Genomic DNA, 19455 nt, shown 5'->3' with positions numbered 1-19455 from the left:
TAAATTTTTTTTAATCATAGGCACTATAATCTATAGGACTACCCTAAATTGATCTGGTACTGTAACATCAGATTGAGTGCTTTGCTAAACCTTTACTTTAAAAGCCCTATGCAAGAACTGAAATTTACCTTATCGCAAACAAGATATAGTCTGAGTGCCCAATTTATATTAATGGTTGTGGCCATCCTCATCGTTGCACTAAGTTTGACCACCAGCTACAACTTATACAGCCAATACCGCCAACTGAAACACAACTTATCTGAACAAGGACAAATTCTGGGGAAATTTATTGCCCGAATCAGTCCTGAAGCCATTTATGCCTACGATTTTGAAAGCCTAGATCATTTTGTTCAAGATGCCGTATCGCAAGCTGATGTAAGCTATACGGTTGTCTTAGATAATAAAGGCAATAATATGACCACTCATTTTGATCCAGAAAAGCCACTGATTCATCATGCGATTCAAATGACGGGGCAAAAAGACATTGCAGTTTTAATACGTTACTTACAATACCATCCTAATATCATCCAGCTTAAATTCCCGATTCAGGATGAGGATGAATTATTGGGAACTGTGGTGGTGGGTATTAATACCTTGCGCTTAGAAAAACACATGTGGGAAACCTTATTTACTCAACTCACCCATTATTTAGTGATGATTTTAGTGTTGAGTATAGCTATTTATTGGGTATTTAAACGTAATGTATTGAATGCTGTTTATCAGTTGATGTTAGGTGCTCAACGCATTGCTAAGGGCGAATTTGACCAACCTGTAAACCTCATTCGTCAAGATGAATTTGGGGTATTAACTGAAAGTTTTAATAATATGATGTCAGGGCTTTCCATCAGTGTGGCGGAAAAAGATGTGGCTTTAGAACGGGCTGAACATCAAAATTGGCTCAATGAAAGTTTACGTAAATTAGCGGAATCCACTCGTGGCGAAATGGATATAGAGCAGTTTGCAGAACAAAGTTTACAGGTCTTTGCCGAACGTTTGGATTTAGTTACGGCTTATTTTTACCATTTACAACTGACTGAATTAACGCCAATTGCCAGTTATGCACCGTTACCACATCAAAAAATACATACTTATTCCTTAGGCGAAGGCTTAGTTGGTCAAGTGGCGCATGACAAACAGCCTAAATTAGTCACTATCAGTGATGAACGCGATTTTTGCCTACAAGATGGTTTGCTCACTAAGACTTATTATCAAATTTATTTTGTGCCTATTTTGTTAAAAAATAAAGTTAAAAGTGTTTTGGAGCTAGGCTTTTTAAGATCGCCCACTGAAACCCAAAAGCACTTTCTACAACAAGCTACCACCCATATTGCCATCACTTTACATGCAGCAGAACAGCAGCTACAAACCCAGAAAGCCCTTGCAACCAGTCAAGAAAAAAGCCAGCAATTGGAGCAGCAGAGCATTGAATTAAGTCAAGCTTTGGAAGCGGCTGAGCAAGCTACTCAAGCCAAAAGTGTGTTTTTAGCCAATATGTCACATGAATTACGCACGCCGCTTAACGCGATTATTGGCTATAGTGAATTATTACACGAAGAATTTGAAGAAGATGAAGTCAATGAATATTCATCTGATCTAGAAAAAATCATTTCTTCAGGTGAACATTTACTGGGTATTATCAATAGCATCTTAGATATTTCTAAAATTGAAACAGGCAAAATGGAGTTGTATTTAGAACATTTTCAAGTTTCCCAAATACTGTATTCAGTCGCAGCCGCGATTAAGCCCGTCATTGATAAAAATCACAATAGCTTAATCTTAACCGAGCAAAATACCCTAGGTATTATGTATGCGGATTTGACTAAAGTCCGACAAATATTATTCAACTTGTTAAGTAATGCGACTAAATTTACTGATAATGGTGAAATTTTGCTCAGTGTATTACGAGAGCGAATTGGTAATGAGGATGTCATTGTCTTTAGGGTCATTGATGAAGGTATTGGCATGAAGCCAGACCAGATTGACACTTTATTCAAACCATTTACCCAAGCTGATGCGTCTATTACTCGCCGCTATGGTGGTACAGGGTTGGGATTAACCATCTGTTTGGAATTTGCTCACATGATGGGTGGTGATATTGAGGTTGAAAGTGAGCTGGGCAAAGGCACAACATTTATTGTCAGTCTGCCTGCTGAAGTGAACAAACCCAAAGTACCTTATAAACCCAGTCAGTCAGTGGATGATTTTCCGGCGATGCAGCCTACAAAATCCAAAGCTAAATTTGTGTTAGTCATTGATGATGATCCTGAAACAGGTCATTTAATCTCTGGGCATTTACAAAAGTTAGCTTATCAAGTTGTTGTGGCTTCGAATGGTAAGGAAGGCTTGAATTTGGCGCGTAAGTTACATCCTAATGCAATTACTTTAGATGTGATGATGCCTGAAACAGATGGCTGGACAGTATTATCTCAACTGAAATCCGACCCCAATTTAAAACATATTCCTGTCATTATGTTATCAATGGTTGATGAAAAGCAAAAGGGCTATCGCTTGGGTGCAACCGATTATTTATCGAAGCCAATCAATAGTGAGTCTTTGGTGCACGCTTTGGAGAAATGTGGGTTTGATGGTTATGAAAAGGCCACAATACTGGTTGCAGAAGATAATGAAATGACCCGCATGATGATGCAGCAGACTTTAGAACGTTTGGGTTGTGACGTGTTATTAGCTGAAAATGGGCAAGTTGCGTTACATTTACTTGAGAAACATACACCTGATTTGATTTTGTTAGATTTGATGATGCCAATTGTGGATGGCTTTACGTTTGCAGAACGCTTACGTCAACATTCAGATTGGTGCAAAATTCCTATTATTGTTTTGACCGCCAAAGATTTATCCAGTACAGAACGCCGTCAATTAGAACAGCATGTGAGTACGATTTTCCAAAAAGGCAGTTATCAGAAAAAAACCTTACTTGATGAAATTCAAAATATACTAAGCAACTGGATTATGAATGAATAACCTTTGAATTCAGCTATTTAAAGATACAAATTAATGTATATAGTCAATTTCGGGTTGTATGTTGGACTGGCAGTCCTTTTATACTTTAAATATCAATCACTTTTAAAATCTAGGACTGGCGGCACAAACTTATTTTGCAAACCAGTCCTTTCGCCTTTTTATGGAATGGCCACCACTTCTAATAATCGTTGAATAAACTGATCTGGTGTCACTGCATCCGCGTCAGCTTCAAATGACAGTAAAATCCGATGGCGTAATACTTCTGGCAACACGTATTGAATATGCTCAGGTGATACATATTCTTCGCCCTGTAACCATGCCCATGCTCTAGCACAGCGAGTTAAGGCGATACTGGCGCGAGGCGATGCTCCAAAACGTTGCCAACGAGCTAAATCTGGGTCGTAAGCTTCGGGGATTCGTGTGGCGCGTACAATATCGACAATGTATTCTTTCAATTTTGCAGATAAATAAACTTGTTTCACTGACTCACGCGCGGCAAAAATATCAGCTTGGGTGAATTTTATTTCTGCTTCGAATTGAGTGGCTTGTGGATTTTCCAGTAAATCTAAAATCTTTAATTCTTCTTCACGGTTAGGATAGTCCACTCTGACGTGAAATAAGAAACGATCTAATTGCGCTTCTGGCAATGTGTATGTGCCTTCATGTTCCACTGGGTTTTGTGTTGCTAAAACCAGAAATAATTCAGGTAATTGATAGGTTTTTTGTCCTACGGTGATTTGGCGTTCTGCCATTGATTCTAATAGTGCTGATTGAACTTTAGGTGGTGCACGATTGATTTCATCCGCCAATATAATATTATGAAATAAAGGGCCAGGGCGAAATTCAAATTCACTGGTTTCATGTTGATAAATATCTGTCCCGACTAAATCAGCGGGGAGCAAATCGGGGGTAAATTGGACACGATGAAAATCACCTTCAATCACACCAGCAAGGCTTTTAATCGCAGTGGTTTTTGCCAAACCCGGCATCCCTTCTACCAGTAAATGCCCATCACTCAGCAGACAAATCAACATACTATTGACTAAATGTTGTTGCCCAACAATGTGTTGTCCTAAATGTTGTCTAAGCGCGTCAAAATGATTGGCTTCCATAAGCATCCTGTTCACAATAGAAATTAACACAGTGATAATAGGGGCGCAGAGCACAGAACTCAAATCTAATGCGTTTTAAAATAGTTTCGAGTAGAATCAAAAGGAATTTAATTTTCAGGAGGAATGTTTTCCATGTCACATTATCAACCGCGTTGGACGTTGGAAGTTAAAGATTTTGGCCCAATTCAAGAAGCCAATATTGAAATTGCCCCGATGTTGCTATTTGTGGGTGATAACAGTGCGGGTAAAAGTTATTTGATGTCATTGTTGTGGGGGCTACTTTCGTTTCAAAGAGAGCTTTTTCCCAATGAACCTCCTTTAAATAATGAAAATTATATTTTTTGTGAAAATTGGTTAAGGGAAATAGAGCCAACTTTAACAAATGATGCAAATATAATTGTGCCTAAAAAAGTTATAAAGCATTCCATTTTATGGCTTAATAATTTGTTGACAGAAAAAAAGCAATTATTAGTTGAAAAAATCTTTAGCAAAAAAGACTTGTCAATTGGTCATTTAGCCATAAATTTTGATTCATGTCTTGATAGCTTGAAAGTTAAAATTGGCAATATACAGCAATCCGAGGATAAATCCTTCCGTCGAGAGTCTCATTGTTTATTTGATAATAATATGATAGAAATAAAAACCGCCTTCAATCATAATCATTTTAATTTGCTGAAATTTATTAACTTAACAATTATTCAACAAGTTACTACAACAACTCACCCTTACCATTATTTATATTTACCTGCCTCCAGAACTTCGTTTATGCAAACTTATAAAGTTTTAATGACAGGTTTATTAGATAGTTTTAGCTTGTCCATTGATTCTCAAAAAACCACTTTACCGTTGCCTCTTGTTCGATTTTTACAAGCTTTAGTTAATGCAGAAATGATTGAAGCTGGAAAACATATTCAAATCACTGACAAAATTGAAAAAGAAATTTTAAAAGGCAGAATCAAACAAAATCACAATAGCATTGCACCAGATTATTATTTTCAACCAGATAGAACAAGCGAAAAATTGCCATTTCATCTTACGTCTTCCTTAGTAAGTGAACTTGCTCCAATCATTATTTTTCTAAAATCTTTAGATAAATTTGCTCTTAAAAGATTCATTATTGAAGAACCAGAAGCCCATTTACATTTAAATATGCAACGGCTTCTAGTGCGTTATTTAGTGCAACTGGTTAATAATGGTTTGCCCATTTGGATGACGACACACAGTGATACCGTTTTCCAACAAATTAATAATTTTATCGCCCTATCTCAACATCCAAATAAAGACGCTTTATGTGAAAAATTAGGCTATACCGAAGCTGATTTATTATCACCGGAAGATGTTCGTGCTTATCAATTCCAAGTCACTCCAGAAGGGACAACAATTAAATCTTTGCCAATAAAAGAATTTGGTTTTTCTGCACCTACTTTTACTGATGCAATTTATGATCTTTCCAAAGAAGCTTTCACTATTCAAGATGATGAAGATGAGGGTTAAATTATGGTATTACTTTCAATTGAAGACCGATTGGAATACTTTATTAAACAAGATTGGTGTCAAAGAATCAATCCAAATGAAGAATTTATAATTACAGAAACAGAAAGTAGCGGATTTGCAGAGATTAAATGTATTACCAAAAAAACAGGATTTCGCTTACAAAAAACTAATATTCATGCGAAAGAAAACCACCGCCAACCAATCCCTTATCTAAAAAATGAGAAAATGGCAGATAGTACAATTTTTCTATGGGATAACAACAAGATTGAATTGCATATCATTGAATGTAAACAAACTATTAAACGCTCAAAATGGAAAGGTGTGAAAGAACAGTTTGAAAGCTCACTGCTTAATGGACTTGCCGTTACCAAAATCCTTGGCTTTTCGGATATTCAATTTCACTTTTATACAGCATACAGAACTGATTACTTAACTGATCTTAAAATTCATGAAGCTAAGTTTGATGCTCAAAAAAATACAAATTTCGTATTAACGCAAGAATGGCTTGAAAATAAACTAAGATTTGAATATTTAGGAATGAAAAATGTAGCACACTATAAAATTCAACTGGATGAAAATGGCTATTACCAAAACATCTACAAATTTTAATTAATTTATAAATATCAAACAAAATTCAAAAAAAGGATGATTTCGTGTCTATTTTCCGTGCGTATGATATTCGTGGCATTGTTGGCGAGAGCTTAACCCCTGACATTGTGACCCAAATTGGGCAAGCGATTGGCAGTGAAGCCGCTTTAAAAAATCAAAAAACCGTGGCTGTTGGACGTGATGGACGATTGTCAGGACCTGAATTAATTCAAGCTCTGATTAAAGGTCTGCGTATGGCGGGGCGTGATGTCATCGATATTGGGATGATTCCAACTCCTGTGCTGTATTTCGCTACTTATCATTTAAAAACAGGTAGTGGCGTGATGCTCACAGGTAGCCATAATCCATCGAATTACAACGGCATGAAAATCATGATTGATGGGGATACTTTGGCAGGCGATGCGATTCAAACCCTAAGACGCCGTGTGGAACAACAGGACTTTATTACGGGTGAAGGACAATTAAAAACCCTAGATATTCAACAAGATTACGTGCAACGCATTGTGCAAGATGTCAAATTAAAGCACCCGTTTAAAGTCGTGGTTGATTGTGGCAATGGCGCGGCGGGTCATTTAGCACCACAATTATTAAAAGCTTTGGGCTGTGAAGTAATCGAATTATTTTGCGAAGTGGATGGTAATTTCCCCAATCACCATCCCGATCCAACGGTGTTGAAAAACTTAGAAGATTTAATCAAGACCGTCAAAGAAACAGGCGCAGATTTAGGACTTGGCTTTGATGGCGATGGCGACCGTTTAGGCGTAGTCGATGCCGATGGACAAGTGGTATGGCCAGACCGTCAAATGATTTTATATGCCACTGATATTTTAAACCGTAATCCAAATGCGGCGATTGTATACGATGTGAAATGCAGCCGTCATCTGGGTAAAAGCATTGCAGAACAAGGCGGCAAACCTGTGATGTGGTGCACGGGGCATTCGCTAATTAAAGCTAAAATCAAACAAGAACAAGCCCTACTTGGGGGTGAAATGAGTGGGCATATTTTCTTTAAAGAGCGTTGGTATGGTTTTGATGATGCTTTGTATACCGCTGCACGTTTGTTGGAAATCTTAGCCAAAGATGAGCGGACACCGACGGAAATTTTTACTGCGCTACCGAATGCTGTGAGCACCCCAGAATTAAAGTTAGAACTAGAAAAAGAGGGTGAAAATTTTGAATTAATGAAGAAAGTGCTTGATAGCTTTAAATTTGAAGCGGCTGAGATTATAACCATTGATGGTTTACGGGCTGATTTCGCTGATGGTTGGGGTTTGGTACGTCCATCGAATACAACACCGTGTTTAGTGATTCGGTTTGAGGCGGAAACACAGGCAGGATTAGAACGGATTCAGCAAGATTTCCGTCGCCAATTCTTAGCGATTGATGCAAGTTTGAACTTGCCTTTTTAGAAGTGACTAACGTAACTTGTAACTTGTGACGACGCACCGCGTCGTCATCTAACAGGACGCACCAGCGTCCATAAATATCAAGACGCTAGTGCGTCTATAAGTCATTCCACGCAGTGCGTGGAACGAGAAAAGAGAAAAACTATCTTTAAATAATTTAGAAAAAGCCTAACGGATTGACATCATAACTGACTAATAAATTTTTAGTTTGTTGATAATGGTCAAGCATCATTTTATGATTTTCACGCCCAACACCTGATTTTTTATAACCACCAAATGCCGCGTGTGCTGGATAAATATGATAACAATTTGTCCAAACCCGTCCCGCTTGAATGCCACGACCCATACGGTAAGATAAATTCATATCCCGTGTCCAAACGCCTGCACCTAAGCCAAATTCAGTATCATTTGCAATTGCTAAAGCTTCCGCTTCATCTTTAAATGTGGTGACAGAAACCACAGGGCCAAAAATTTCTTCTTGGAATACGCGCATGTTATTCGTGCCTTTCAATAAAGTCGGCTGAATGTAATAACCATCGCCATAACCATCACCTAGTTTTTCAGCACCGCCACCGATCAAGACTTCTGCACCTTCGTCACGACCAATTTTTAAATAACTCAAAATCTTATCATATTGCTCTTGTGAAGCCTGTGCACCCACCATCACTTCCGTATCCAATGGGCTGCCGCGTTTAATTTGATTGGCTCGCTCAATCACCATGCCGATGAATTTGTCATAAATATCTTCTTGAATCAACAAGCGAGATGGACAAGTACATACTTCACCTTGGTTGAAAAAGGCTAATACCGCGCCCTCAACACATTTGCTTAAATATTCATCTTCATGATTCATGATGTCAGAGAAATAAACGTTTGGTGATTTGCCGCCCAATTCGACTGTGGATGGGATCACATTTTTCGCAGCATATTCCATAATCAATGAGCCAACAGGGGTTGAGCCTGTAAATGCAATTTTGGCAATCCGAGTGCTGGTAGCTAAAGCTTTACCTGCTTCTGCACCAAAACCACTGACGATATTTAATACGCCTTTGGGTAATAAATCACCAATGATTTCCATCATGACTAGAATGGATGCGGGGGTTTGTTCTGCTGGTTTTAATATCACGCAATTGCCTGCGGCTAAAGCAGGTGCTAATTTCCATGCTGCCATTAAAATAGGGAAATTCCACGGAATAATTTGACCGACAACACCGAGCGGCTCGTGGAAATGATACGCCACGGTTTTCTCATCAATTTCGCCAACACTGCCTTCTTGCGCACGAATACAAGCTGCAAAATAACGGAAATGGTCAGCGGTTAATGGAATATCAGCATTCAGGGTTTCACGCACCGCTTTGCCATTATCCCAACTCTCAGCTACTGCCAACATTTCTAAATTGGCTTCAACACGATCCGCGATTTTCAACAAAATATTAGAACGTTCTGTTACTGACGTTTTGCCCCAAGCCTCTTTAGCGGCATGTGCTGCATCTAATGCAAGCTCAATATCTTTCTCATTAGAACGGGGGATTTTGCAAAAAGGTTTACCATTAACAGGGGAAATATTATCAAAATAAACACCGTCTACAGGTGCAACCCACTCACCACCAATAAAATTATCATAGCTGTCTTTAAAGTTAACAACTGCACCTTCAGTATTTGGATTTGCGTACTGCATTCACTTCTCCTTTGGTTTATAGATGTGAAAGCGTATTCCACATAATATTTACTATGTATGCAAGTTTTTTATAAGCCTATTAATTTACATAATTATATCGGCAGATGTCCACTAGTTTATACAAAATGTGGATTTCGGCATGTAGAAACGTTAAAAGACTGGGATCAATTCAGAAATATTTTATAAATTAAGATGAGTTGTTTAAGAGCAACATCACGTTGCTCCTGTTTACACTGAATGTCTGTTATTTAGGTGCAGGAATGTGTTGCATATTTTGGAAATGTTTAAAATAACGCTCGACCAAAATCTGATTCACTGGCGGACAAGTAATTGCTTGGTCTTTTAACTGGCTTTGAGTTGAATTTGTATCAAACTTAGGTTTTTTAGCAAAAAAGGCGGATGAAGAACGTAACAATAAAAGTAATGGAGAGTAGACTTTATCATTAGATTTTTGAGCCGCAAAGCTTTTCAATGTTTCTGACCAATCATCATAATCTTTAGCCTCCAGCGAATAACCCAAATTACGCACCATTTGTACTAAATCTAACCACGACACCGGTTGTGGATTGATTAAATGAAATGACTCACCAAAACGTTGCTGCAAGGCTAAATCAACAATAGCACGACTCACATAATCCACAGGCACGATATTGACCATATTTTCCCTATCAGGGATTTGGCCAATTTCAATACAGCCTTTTAACACCGTGGTCAGCAAATCAGTCATATTGCCTGTAATACCCGTTTCACTGTGCCCCATAATCCGCCCTGGACGATACACATTACACGGCAAACCGCGTTGACCCGCTCGTAAAATTAATTGTTCCGCAACCCATTTACTTTGCTTATAACCCCCTTGCAAGGTGTCGCTAGGCTTAATATTTTCTGTAATCACTTGTCCATTATGCACAGGACTGAAAAAGACTGCTAAAGTAGAAATAAAATGCACAGGTTTGGTTTTAACTAAACTGGCTAAACGTAATACTTCCTTTGTGCCCAGTACATTGGATGATTTTAAACTGGCATAAGGGCGCATTGAATTCACATACGCACCATTATGATAAATAATGTCTATTTTTTCACTTAATTCAGAAAATTGTGCATCAGTCAAATCCAGCACGGGTTTAGCTAAATCACCAATTACCGCCATAATACGGCTTTCCCATTCAGGCTGCCAAAACTGATAAAATTCTAACTGTTCTTTAATCCGTTCAAAGCCGATAGCTTCATCTTTGGCGCGAACTAAACAGTAAATCTGAGCTTGAGTTTTAAGCAGTAATTCATTTAATAAACAAACGCCTAAAAATCCTGTCGAACCTGTTAATAAAATGGCCTGTGGATTTTGTGCAAATTCAGTCACGGGTAGTAAAAACTCAATTTCATCGGCTAAACACGCTTCAGAAGTTAAATCAATTTTAGAGACTATTTTTGGCATAATTCAAGTTCCACGCGACGTGCAAAGGGTTCTAGTTTCGGCAACACCATATCCAATTCATAGGTATGTTTACGCCATTTATCGGGCGAGGGTGCAGACAAAGCCATTTTAGACACACTTAAGCCTTTCGACAATGATTGTTCAATTTCTTGATGCCAAGTTAAGCCGGCAAAATCACTAATATCGTGCACGACTTGCTCAGTATTTTTAACTAAATCATGGTAATGCACAAAATACCAATCTTCAGGGGCTAAGGTTTTTAAATCTTCCCAAATATAATAATTGGCAGCTCGCCATTGTTCGCCAGCAATTTCAACTAAGGGTTTATTTTGTAAATTCTGCTGCCATTCAGGCGGTAACAAGAAACACCAATTTTTATGAGGCCATTTAGGTAATTGTTTGTAAGCAATGAAACTTCTTGAACGCCACCCTTCTAACATGCTGCTGACATTTTCTTGTGGATCACGGTATAAAAAGATAAATAAAGCTTCGGGGAATACTTTTTTAAGAAAACTGACTCTTAACGCATTTTTTGGGGTTTTCTCTAAGAATCGCAAACTCTGAGGACGTTCGGCAACAGGATAATCTAACAGCAATTTACCTTGACTATCATGCAATTGACGAGCAAAGCGTTGTTGCAAATGCATTTCCACATCAAGCGTTGAATGCTCTGCGGTTAAGCGGTTAGAGCTATAGTTGTAGGTTTCAGGGTGTAACGCTTTGATCCCTTCGATAATTTCATGACTTTCTTGGCCGATTGCCCAAATTTCAGGGAATTTCGCTAAGGTTTCATATAACAAAGTACTGCCTGCACGAGGTGCAGAAACGATAAAGATCGGTCGATCAAATTTAGGGTTTGCAAAGCGTTCTTTCAATAAGCCAACATTTAATAACTGTTGTATCGCAGCGGTTAAATCTGCTTTATTTGGCCATTGTTTTGCTAAGGATGGATAGCGTTTGTCCAAGCTATCTGCAATGCGGAAATGCGGCAATAATTCACGTAAAGCATCTTGAGACAAGCATTTATAACTGGCCTGATCTTCAAATTTTTCAGTCGCTTGATACAGTGATTGCCAATCAATATGCGGTAATGTTTTCTGACGCGAGAGGAATTTTTGACCTACTTTACTCGGTGCAGGGCGAACGGCAACTTGTAATAATGAGGTCATCGTTTCAATAATTGCTTGTGCTTGAGGGTCTTTAGCAATCCAACGGCGAATTTTTGGTAATACATTTTCTTTAAAAGATAAAATTGCATCGTAATACGCCATTTCACCTGCGTGTTGATTAGCAAATTGTGCAAAACTCAATTCCCATTCTGCTTTGAAACTGGTTAATGTATTTTGATAGCCGCTAAAAGCTTGGGTGGTAATATCTGATGCTTGGACAATTTTTGATAGTCGATCGGTCAATAATTCGATTTCAGCAGGGGTGAATACGTCGAATCGAAAACGCGGTAAATTCAGTTTAATCTCTGTTTTGAAATCTGGTTTAATTTGCTCGATTTGTTGATTTTTATCCAGAGCCTTAGTCATTAATAAATTTAGCTGTTTAGAATGTTTGACATCCACCACTAAATAGACGCAATCTTGTTCACTGTTATTGGCCAAACTTTGGGCTTGATTGGGGTTTGCAATCCATGCTTCACCTGTTTGCATAAAAATTTGGCTCGTGCCACAGTGAAAATCTATGCTTGTTTGGGTTTGGACTGGGATATAAATTGCGCTATGTCTAAACCAATGGTAGTGAGCTGGTATTTTTGTTGGAGCTGCCATATTTGCAGGTAATTTGACTAGACGGCAACGTGAAACAGGGAGATTTAAAACGGTTAAAAACTTTTGAATATAAAGGCAATTATCTAAATAAGGTGTCGGTTCAGCGGGTGCAGATAATGCGTAATCTGTATTATAAGTGCCACCAGCCGAAATTAACATAACTGACTCATTTCCACTGGTTTCTATGCCATGGCTTATCCAATCTTGTGGCTGAAATTGGTTTAATATATTTTGTAATTCATTGCTATCGAGCTGTATTTTTAGTTTGCAAAAATCAGTTGTAAATTCCATGCGTATCTCACTGGTGGCATCAAGCATTGCACATCATAAAACTTAAATGTTAAAAAGCATAATACAACAATTAACTTTATTCTTGTACGCAGCTTGGTTATTATAATGTTATTGTGTATTTCAGGCTGAATTTTGCTATCTCTTTAACTACCCTGTTTGGCTTATGTGGCTCTCAGAACTCCTTCCTTGCCTTATCGCCTTCTTAATTTTCGCTGATCATTATGGGTAATCAGGAATATTTTTGCTTTTCTCATGTTAAATAATATCAATTGACTCTGGTTAACTTCATATTATAGGTAAGCTATTGTCATTTTGATTCAAAGACCATTCTATGAGCTTGACGATAAATTTGCACATATCTTTGTCAATAACTATATAATATAACTCATATAAACAAGCCAATATTTAATTAATACGAATCGCTACGACCCTCTTAGCAGAATCAAATGAGCTAAGCAGCACACAATTATAATAACCAGCGTCTAGCATTTTTTCCGTATTTAAAGTAATGGAATAAAATAAATTTACTATGGCTATAAATAATGACGCAGCCTACCCAGTCTGATCCAGCAGAAACCTCAGTTCAATCATCCTCTCCTTACGTGCCTTTACGCTATACGTTGATGGGTGCATTTTTATTACTGATTATCCCAATCTTGATAGCCATGTCTGTGTTTGATTATCTCAATGCCAAATACGATTTAGAAAATGCCTACCAATTATTACAAAAACAGACTGAAAACAATATCTTAAATGCAATTCGTCTGGTTGACAGTGGCTATAGTGTCCTAGACCAATTTTTAAGCCATGATATGCAAGCTAAATTTAAGCCCTTCATTCAAGCCTATGAACAAGCAGGCCGTGATCCTGTGAAAATTGATTTAGACGCAATAAAAATGCAGTTTGGCGGCAAAATGGATTTATATTTAATCAACCGTGAAGGGATTGTTGAATACACAACCTATCCAAAAGACCTCAATTTAAATTTTAAAGAAAAAACCCCAGAATTTTATAAAGTGCTGCAAGATATTTTTGCCACAGGTCGTTTTGCTGATGGTGATTTCGGCACAGAAGCACGAACAGGTGTCTTTCGAAAATATGCTTATATGCCAACGCCTGACAGAAAATATGTTTTGGAATTTGGACTGGTTTCTGATGAATTTTCACGTTTAATTGGAGAATTGGATTTAACTAAAATCACCTCACGCTTACGTACCATCAATCCCACCTTGGATAAAGTGCGTATTTTCAGTCGACATGGCCATGTCATTGGTTCAGAAAAAGAAACCAAAGCTTCTGAAAAAATAGTGAATATTGTTAAAACAGTGTACGAAACCAAAACTCCCATTGAATTTCATAATCTCAAACAGAAATCATTGACGCGCTATCTTTTTTTAAATTTAAAGAAAGAAAACACACCTTCTGACTCAAGTAAAGTCATTGAATTAACTTACAATACAAAACTTGTTGACCAAGGTTTAGAACGAATTGCAACATTTCATACCTTTTTAGGGATTATTGCAATTTTATTAAGTATTTTATTCACTTTTCTGATTTCCGCATGGATTACGCATCCCATTCGGCGCATTGTGCGTAGTGTCAACTTGATTGCTCAAGGAGATTTATATCATCCCATTGAAGTTAATACAAATAATGAACTAAAATTACTGAAGCAAAGCATTACCCTCATGGTAAATAATCTGCTCAAATATATGAAGCAAGTTGAGCAACAAAATGAAAATTTAAAAGAATTAGATCGTTTAAAAGATGATTTTTTATCGAATACATCCCATGAGCTACGCACCCCTATCAACGGTATTATTGGGATTGCTGAATCAATGTTAGATGGAGTTGCAGGTAAATTACCCCCTAAAGTGATTGAAAACCTATCTATGATTGTGTTCAGTGGGCGCAGACTGGCAAATTTAGTCAATGATATTTTAGATTTTTCAAAACTCAAGCATAAGAGTATTGCATTACAAATCAGACCTATAGAAGTGAAAATATTGGTGGAAGTTGTAATTATTCTATCTCAACCGTTAATTGGTAAAAAATCAATAGAATTAGTCAATAGCATTGAAAAAGATATTATTGTTGATGCAGATGAAAATAGAGTTCAACAGATTTTACACAATTTGATTGGTAATGCGGTTAAATTCACAGATGAGGGCATCATTGATGTGTCTGCTTCGCAATTTAGTGAAGGCTGGTTAATGATTTCCGTGACAGACTCTGGATTGGGTATTCCAAGTGAAAAATTATCAACCGTATTCAATCCATTTGAGCAAGCTGATGGTTCAATTTCGCGTGAATTTGGCGGAACGGGTTTAGGTCTTTCAATTACAAAACAATTGGTTGAATTACATGGCGGTGAGATTCGGATTCAATCAACAGAAGGACATGGCACACGGGTTAGTTTTACATTGCCACTATCAACAACAGATATTGCCGATCATGGAGATGAAACTGAAGCTTTATTAGAACGTTTACGAGAGCCAACGGCAAAACCACCCGCTCTAAGCTCTAGCATTATCGATATTGAAACAGTAGAAGAACCTGCGATTTTCTTAGATGAAGATACCCAAGAAATCCAACAAATTAAGCTAGATGAAATGCTTAGTGTATTGATTGTCGATGATGATCCCGTCAATCTACAAGTATTGGAAAATCAATTAACTATTGAAAATTATTCAGTGACACGGGCACTAAATGGCCCTGAAGCGTTAGCCGTTATTGATAATGAAAAATTTGCTGTGGTGCTGTTAGATATTATGATGCCCAAAATGTCAGGTTTTGAAGTTTGTAGGGTCATTCGAGATCGCTATCCAGTCAACCAATTACCGATTATTATGTTGACGGCAAAAAATCAAGTCTCTGATTTAGTTCAAGGTTTGGAATCTGGGGCAAATGATTATTTAACCAAACCTTTTTCAAAAGGTGAATTACTTGCACGGATTAAAACCCATATTCAATTATCCAGAATCAATATTGCTTACAGTCATTTTGTGCCATTAGAATTCTTACAACTTCTTGAAAAAGAAAGCATTGTTGATGTACGCTTAGGCGATCATGTTCAGAAAAATATGACGGTTTTATTTGCAGATATTCGCTCTTTTACCACATTATCAGAAAGTTTAACCCCAAAAGAAAATTTTGATTTTATTAATGAATATTTAGGCCGTGTCAGCCCCCAAATTCGAAAATACAATGGTTTTATCGACAAATATATCGGTGATGCCATTATGGCTTTGTTCCCTGAATCTGTAGATTCTGCGGTAGATGCTGCGGTTGAGATTTTGAGACATTTACAAATTTTAAACGCAGAGCGGGTTCAACGCGGACAAAAAGAAATTAAGATTGGGGTTGGGATGCACGTTGGTTCATTGATGCTGGGTACGATTGGAGAAGAGAAACGCATGGAAGGCACGGTGATTTCTGATGCAGTGAATTTAGCCTCTCGTTTAGAAGGTTTGACCAAATTATATGGCGTATCCATTTTAATCAGCGATGATATTTTACAACAAATGAAAAACCCTGAAGCGCATTTCTATCGTTTCTTAGGTAAAGTACTTGTTAAAGGTAAACATGAGCCTGTTCAAGTATTTGAATTGATTGACGCTGAACCAGATCGTGAAATTCGAGAAGCAAAAATCACACTTGAACCTGAATTCAATGCTGCTTTAGGCTTATATTACAAAGGCAATTTCGATCATGCAATCCCATTATTTGAGCATATTTTATCCGTGCTACCTGAAGACAAAGCCGCTGAGTTTTATCTAGGACGGAGTCGTCATTATGTTGAAGAGGGCACACCAGAAAATTGGGAAGGTATTGAAACATTGACTCAAAAATGATATTGAACCCAATGCTTAATTTGGCAATTTATGATTAAGGCTGTTCTGAAATTGAGTCAATAAATAATATTTATAGTCATTTTACTTTAAAGTGATACAGGACTGGCAGTCCTTATTTTTAAAAGTGATTAATATTTAAAGGATTTCAGGACTGCCAGTCCTCGCACTTAAGATAGAATTGACTATAGCTGATTGCAATACTAATTTTATCCCTATTATCTCCTGAATTTGATACCTGTATTGGGATAATTATCCGCCTTATTATCAGGTAAAAAAGCTTTAAATTGATGTAAATCCCCTTCTAAACTGGCATCTTTGACAACCACTGGACGCAAAAATATGATTAACTCTGTTTTGCTATAAGTATCATGCTTGTACGTAAATAAATCACCTATTAACGGTAACTTAGACAGTACGGGCACGGCATCAGTTTCTTTTTCTATAGTGTCTTCCATCAAGCCGCCAATAATCACAATATTGCCATTCGCAACTTTTAAAATAGATTCCATTTCACGTACTTGGATTTGAGGAATTGGGTTTGAAACTCCAGCAAGTGCTAATTCAGGGTTGGGGTCTTGTACATATTTGGTAATTCGGGAAATCGTTGGGCGGACATTTAAAGTCACCATGTCGGTATCACTGATTTGAGGTGTGACGTTCATAATCAAACCTACAGGTAATATTTTTGGCTCAGTATCCACTACATAGCTGACAAAAGATACGCCAGAAGTCAAATTAGTTGCTTGGGTTTGTGGCACGATGTCGATACTAAAATAAACAACATTATCAACCACTTTAAGTACCGCTGTCTGGTTATTTAACACCATGATTTTAGGACTAGATAGGACTTTGACATTACCAAACTGTTCCAGCAAACGTAAGGCCGCAGTAATATTGCCTATCACACTATCAGGGTTAGTGTATTCAATGCTATAAAACGGTGTATTGTTTAACTTACCACCTGTCAATGATTGTTCATAAGTATAATCGCCAGAAATACGTTTCCAGTCGATACCTGCTTGATATTCATCTTTTAAAGTCACTTCAGCAATGGTGGCTTCAATTAATACTTGGCGTTGTGCACTTTCCAGTACTGAGTCTAAAAACATCTGAATTTTTTCATGTTGATAATGTTTAGCATTAATCATCACAATACCCGTTTCTGCATTGATAATGACATTGGAATTGTTTTCTTCAGTCCCGCCCAGCAAGGAATTAATATTACGGGTTAATGTGTTCCAAAATAGATTATCAGAGGTATTTCTAACTTGGGTTGTTGAGTCATTTTCACCTTCACCTTGGCTGGATGCTGTCGAGCCTTGGCCACCACCAGAAAGGCTTTCAATACTGGAAATGCTTTGTGTGGACACTTTGACTTCGGTTATCGTTTGACGACTCATATTGACATAATTAACTGTATATAAACGCAAATAGGGCAAATCAGGAAAAACTTTAATGTAAGTATCTTTTATTTCGTAACGTAATTCAATTTGCTCTGCCACCCGTTGCATGATTTGAGGCAATGTTTGCTCAATTGCATTTAACGTTATGTTGCCTTTAATACTAGGATGTACATCAATGTTAATTTTTGCATCTCGGGCAAGTGCAAACAACAGTTGATCCACAGGTACATTTGTTACTGTAACGGTATAAGTTTCTAATGGCCGACTTGGTTGCGGCGGTGGAATAAAAGGCATTTGTTGTACAGGTGGAGGAATATCAGCACTGATATCAGGTTTTGCAGGCAAGTGACCAGTACTAATATGTCCGGGGGATGGTACTTGTGGCTGTGGTGCACACGCAGTAATGACGAACAATAATAGACTGATTTGAAAGAGAAGCCTGAAACGCATTTGCATTATGATACATTTTTGTTAGGTAGTAGAAATAACTTGAGGCTATTTTAACATACTCATTTCAGCAATTTTAAAATGATGCGGCTTGGTAGGGCTAAAGTCAGCAGCTTAAGATTTGAATGATGCAAAGCAGCTATAAAAATAAGAAGAGAGAGCATCCAAAATAAAAAAAACACTCAGTGCTATAAAACAAAGAGTGTTTTTTATGAAACAGGACTAAGACTTATTCAGCAGGTTTTGCGTCTGCATCATCAGCTTTGTCGCCGTCGGCTTTATCGCCACCGCATTTGCCTTCGCCACATTTGCCTTCTTTATCAGCTTTGTCGCCACCGCATTTGCCTTCACCACATTTACCTTCTTTATCAGCTTTGTCGCCACCGCATTTGCCTTCACCACATTTGCCTTCTTTATCAGCTTTGTCGCCACCGCATTTGCCTTCTTTATCAGCTTTGTCGTCGCCGCATTTGCCTTCGCCACATTTGCCTTCTTTGCCTTCCTTGTTAGCATCAGCTTCCAAGTTCATAGCAACCATGTAACCACTGTTTAAAGTGCTTGTTGCAAATGGGTTTTCAGCAGCATTAGCAACAGGTGCAGTCGCTAAAGAAATAGTGAATGCAGTACCGATAGCAAGTGAAAGTGTGCTCTTTGTAAATTCCTTAGCCATGCTAGGTCTCCTCCTAAATTTGGATTGGTTGGCAAAGAAGTATCATTAAAACGTAGACCTTATTAGACTATAGTTTTATCTAATAATCAACTGTTTTATATGTATAGTCATAATAAGATTTTATAAATGATTTTCAAGTCATAGATAACTAATTTAATTTATTTTCATTTGTTTATATTTTTTAGTATTTTAGTAGGAAATGATGTATTGCAGCTAATAGGATAATATATATGGATAATCTAAATCTGTTTGTTTTTGGTGATTAAAAAAATTAAATTATATTGATTGGGTGGTAATACAGG

11 protein-coding genes are annotated in these 19455 nt (G+C 37.5%); 5 read left to right on the top strand and 6 right to left on the bottom strand.

What is annotated here, in order from left to right:
- The first annotated feature begins 108 nt into the window (after positions 1 to 108).
- Positions 109 to 2979 carry a response regulator gene (locus ABXH34_RS10785; RefSeq protein ID WP_353571891.1) on the top strand — a complete coding sequence of 957 codons (2871 nt, stop codon included), beginning with the start codon at positions 109 to 111 and terminating at the stop codon, positions 2977 to 2979.
- Positions 2980 to 3137: 158 nt separating this feature from the next.
- Here ABXH34_RS10785 and ABXH34_RS10780 read toward each other — a convergent pair whose 3' ends face one another.
- Positions 3138 to 4091, bottom strand: coding sequence for an AAA family ATPase (locus tag ABXH34_RS10780; protein ID WP_353571890.1), 954 nt, complete (start codon positions 4089 to 4091; stop codon positions 3138 to 3140).
- Between the two features lie 132 nt (positions 4092 to 4223).
- Between ABXH34_RS10780 and ABXH34_RS10775 the strand changes: the two genes are divergently transcribed.
- Genes ABXH34_RS10775 through ABXH34_RS10765 form a run of 3 tightly spaced genes read left to right on the top strand, consistent with a single transcriptional unit; the run spans position 4224 to position 7603 of the window.
- Entirely contained in the window at positions 4224 to 5585 is a 1362-nt protein-coding gene (locus tag ABXH34_RS10775) for an AAA family ATPase (protein ID WP_353571889.1), read from the top strand.
- A 3-nt stretch (positions 5586 to 5588) separates the two neighbouring features.
- Positions 5589 to 6194 carry a hypothetical protein gene (locus ABXH34_RS10770; RefSeq protein WP_353571888.1) on the top strand — a complete coding sequence of 202 codons (606 nt, stop codon included), beginning with the start codon at positions 5589 to 5591 and terminating at the stop codon, positions 6192 to 6194.
- A 44-nt stretch (positions 6195 to 6238) separates the two neighbouring features.
- Positions 6239 to 7603, top strand: coding sequence for a phosphomannomutase/phosphoglucomutase (locus ABXH34_RS10765; protein ID WP_353571887.1), 1365 nt, complete (start codon positions 6239 to 6241; stop codon positions 7601 to 7603).
- A 154-nt stretch (positions 7604 to 7757) separates the two neighbouring features.
- On the opposite strand, the gene exaC is transcribed toward ABXH34_RS10765, so the two are convergent.
- From exaC to ABXH34_RS10750, 3 genes are all read right to left on the bottom strand, one after another.
- The gene (exaC, locus tag ABXH34_RS10760) at positions 7758 to 9278 is read right to left on the bottom strand and encodes an acetaldehyde dehydrogenase ExaC (protein WP_353571886.1); all 1521 of its coding nucleotides are present in this window, start codon (positions 9276 to 9278) and stop codon (positions 7758 to 7760) included.
- A 244-nt stretch (positions 9279 to 9522) separates the two neighbouring features.
- Positions 9523 to 10713, bottom strand: a complete 1191-nt coding sequence (locus ABXH34_RS10755) for an SDR family oxidoreductase (RefSeq protein WP_353571885.1) — start codon at positions 10711 to 10713, stop codon at positions 9523 to 9525.
- Positions 10701 to 12779, bottom strand: a complete 2079-nt coding sequence (locus ABXH34_RS10750; protein WP_353571884.1) for a sulfotransferase family protein — start codon at positions 12777 to 12779, stop codon at positions 10701 to 10703. Before ABXH34_RS10750 ends, ABXH34_RS10755 begins: the two co-directional genes overlap by 13 nt.
- Before the next feature lie 542 nt (positions 12780 to 13321).
- Between ABXH34_RS10750 and ABXH34_RS10745 the strand changes: the two genes are divergently transcribed.
- Positions 13322 to 16633 carry a response regulator gene (locus ABXH34_RS10745; RefSeq protein WP_353571883.1) on the top strand — a complete coding sequence of 1104 codons (3312 nt, stop codon included), beginning with the start codon at positions 13322 to 13324 and terminating at the stop codon, positions 16631 to 16633.
- Between the two features lie 215 nt (positions 16634 to 16848).
- Here ABXH34_RS10745 and mshL read toward each other — a convergent pair whose 3' ends face one another.
- Positions 16849 to 18486 carry a pilus (MSHA type) biogenesis protein MshL gene (gene mshL, locus ABXH34_RS10740; protein ID WP_353571882.1) on the bottom strand — a complete coding sequence of 546 codons (1638 nt, stop codon included), beginning with the start codon at positions 18484 to 18486 and terminating at the stop codon, positions 16849 to 16851.
- 226 nt (positions 18487 to 18712) lie between these two features.
- Positions 18713 to 19153, bottom strand: coding sequence for an HvfA family oxazolone/thioamide-modified RiPP metallophore (locus tag ABXH34_RS10735; RefSeq protein WP_353571881.1), 441 nt, complete (start codon positions 19151 to 19153; stop codon positions 18713 to 18715).
- Positions 19154 to 19455 lie beyond the last annotated feature (302 nt).

It is taken from the genome of Candidatus Albibeggiatoa sp. nov. BB20, assembly GCA_016744725.1.
In the GTDB taxonomy this organism is placed as follows: domain Bacteria; phylum Pseudomonadota; class Gammaproteobacteria; order Beggiatoales; family Beggiatoaceae; genus Albibeggiatoa.
Note: the sequence above shows the minus strand (reverse complement) of the source record. Positions and strands in the feature narration are given on the sequence as shown.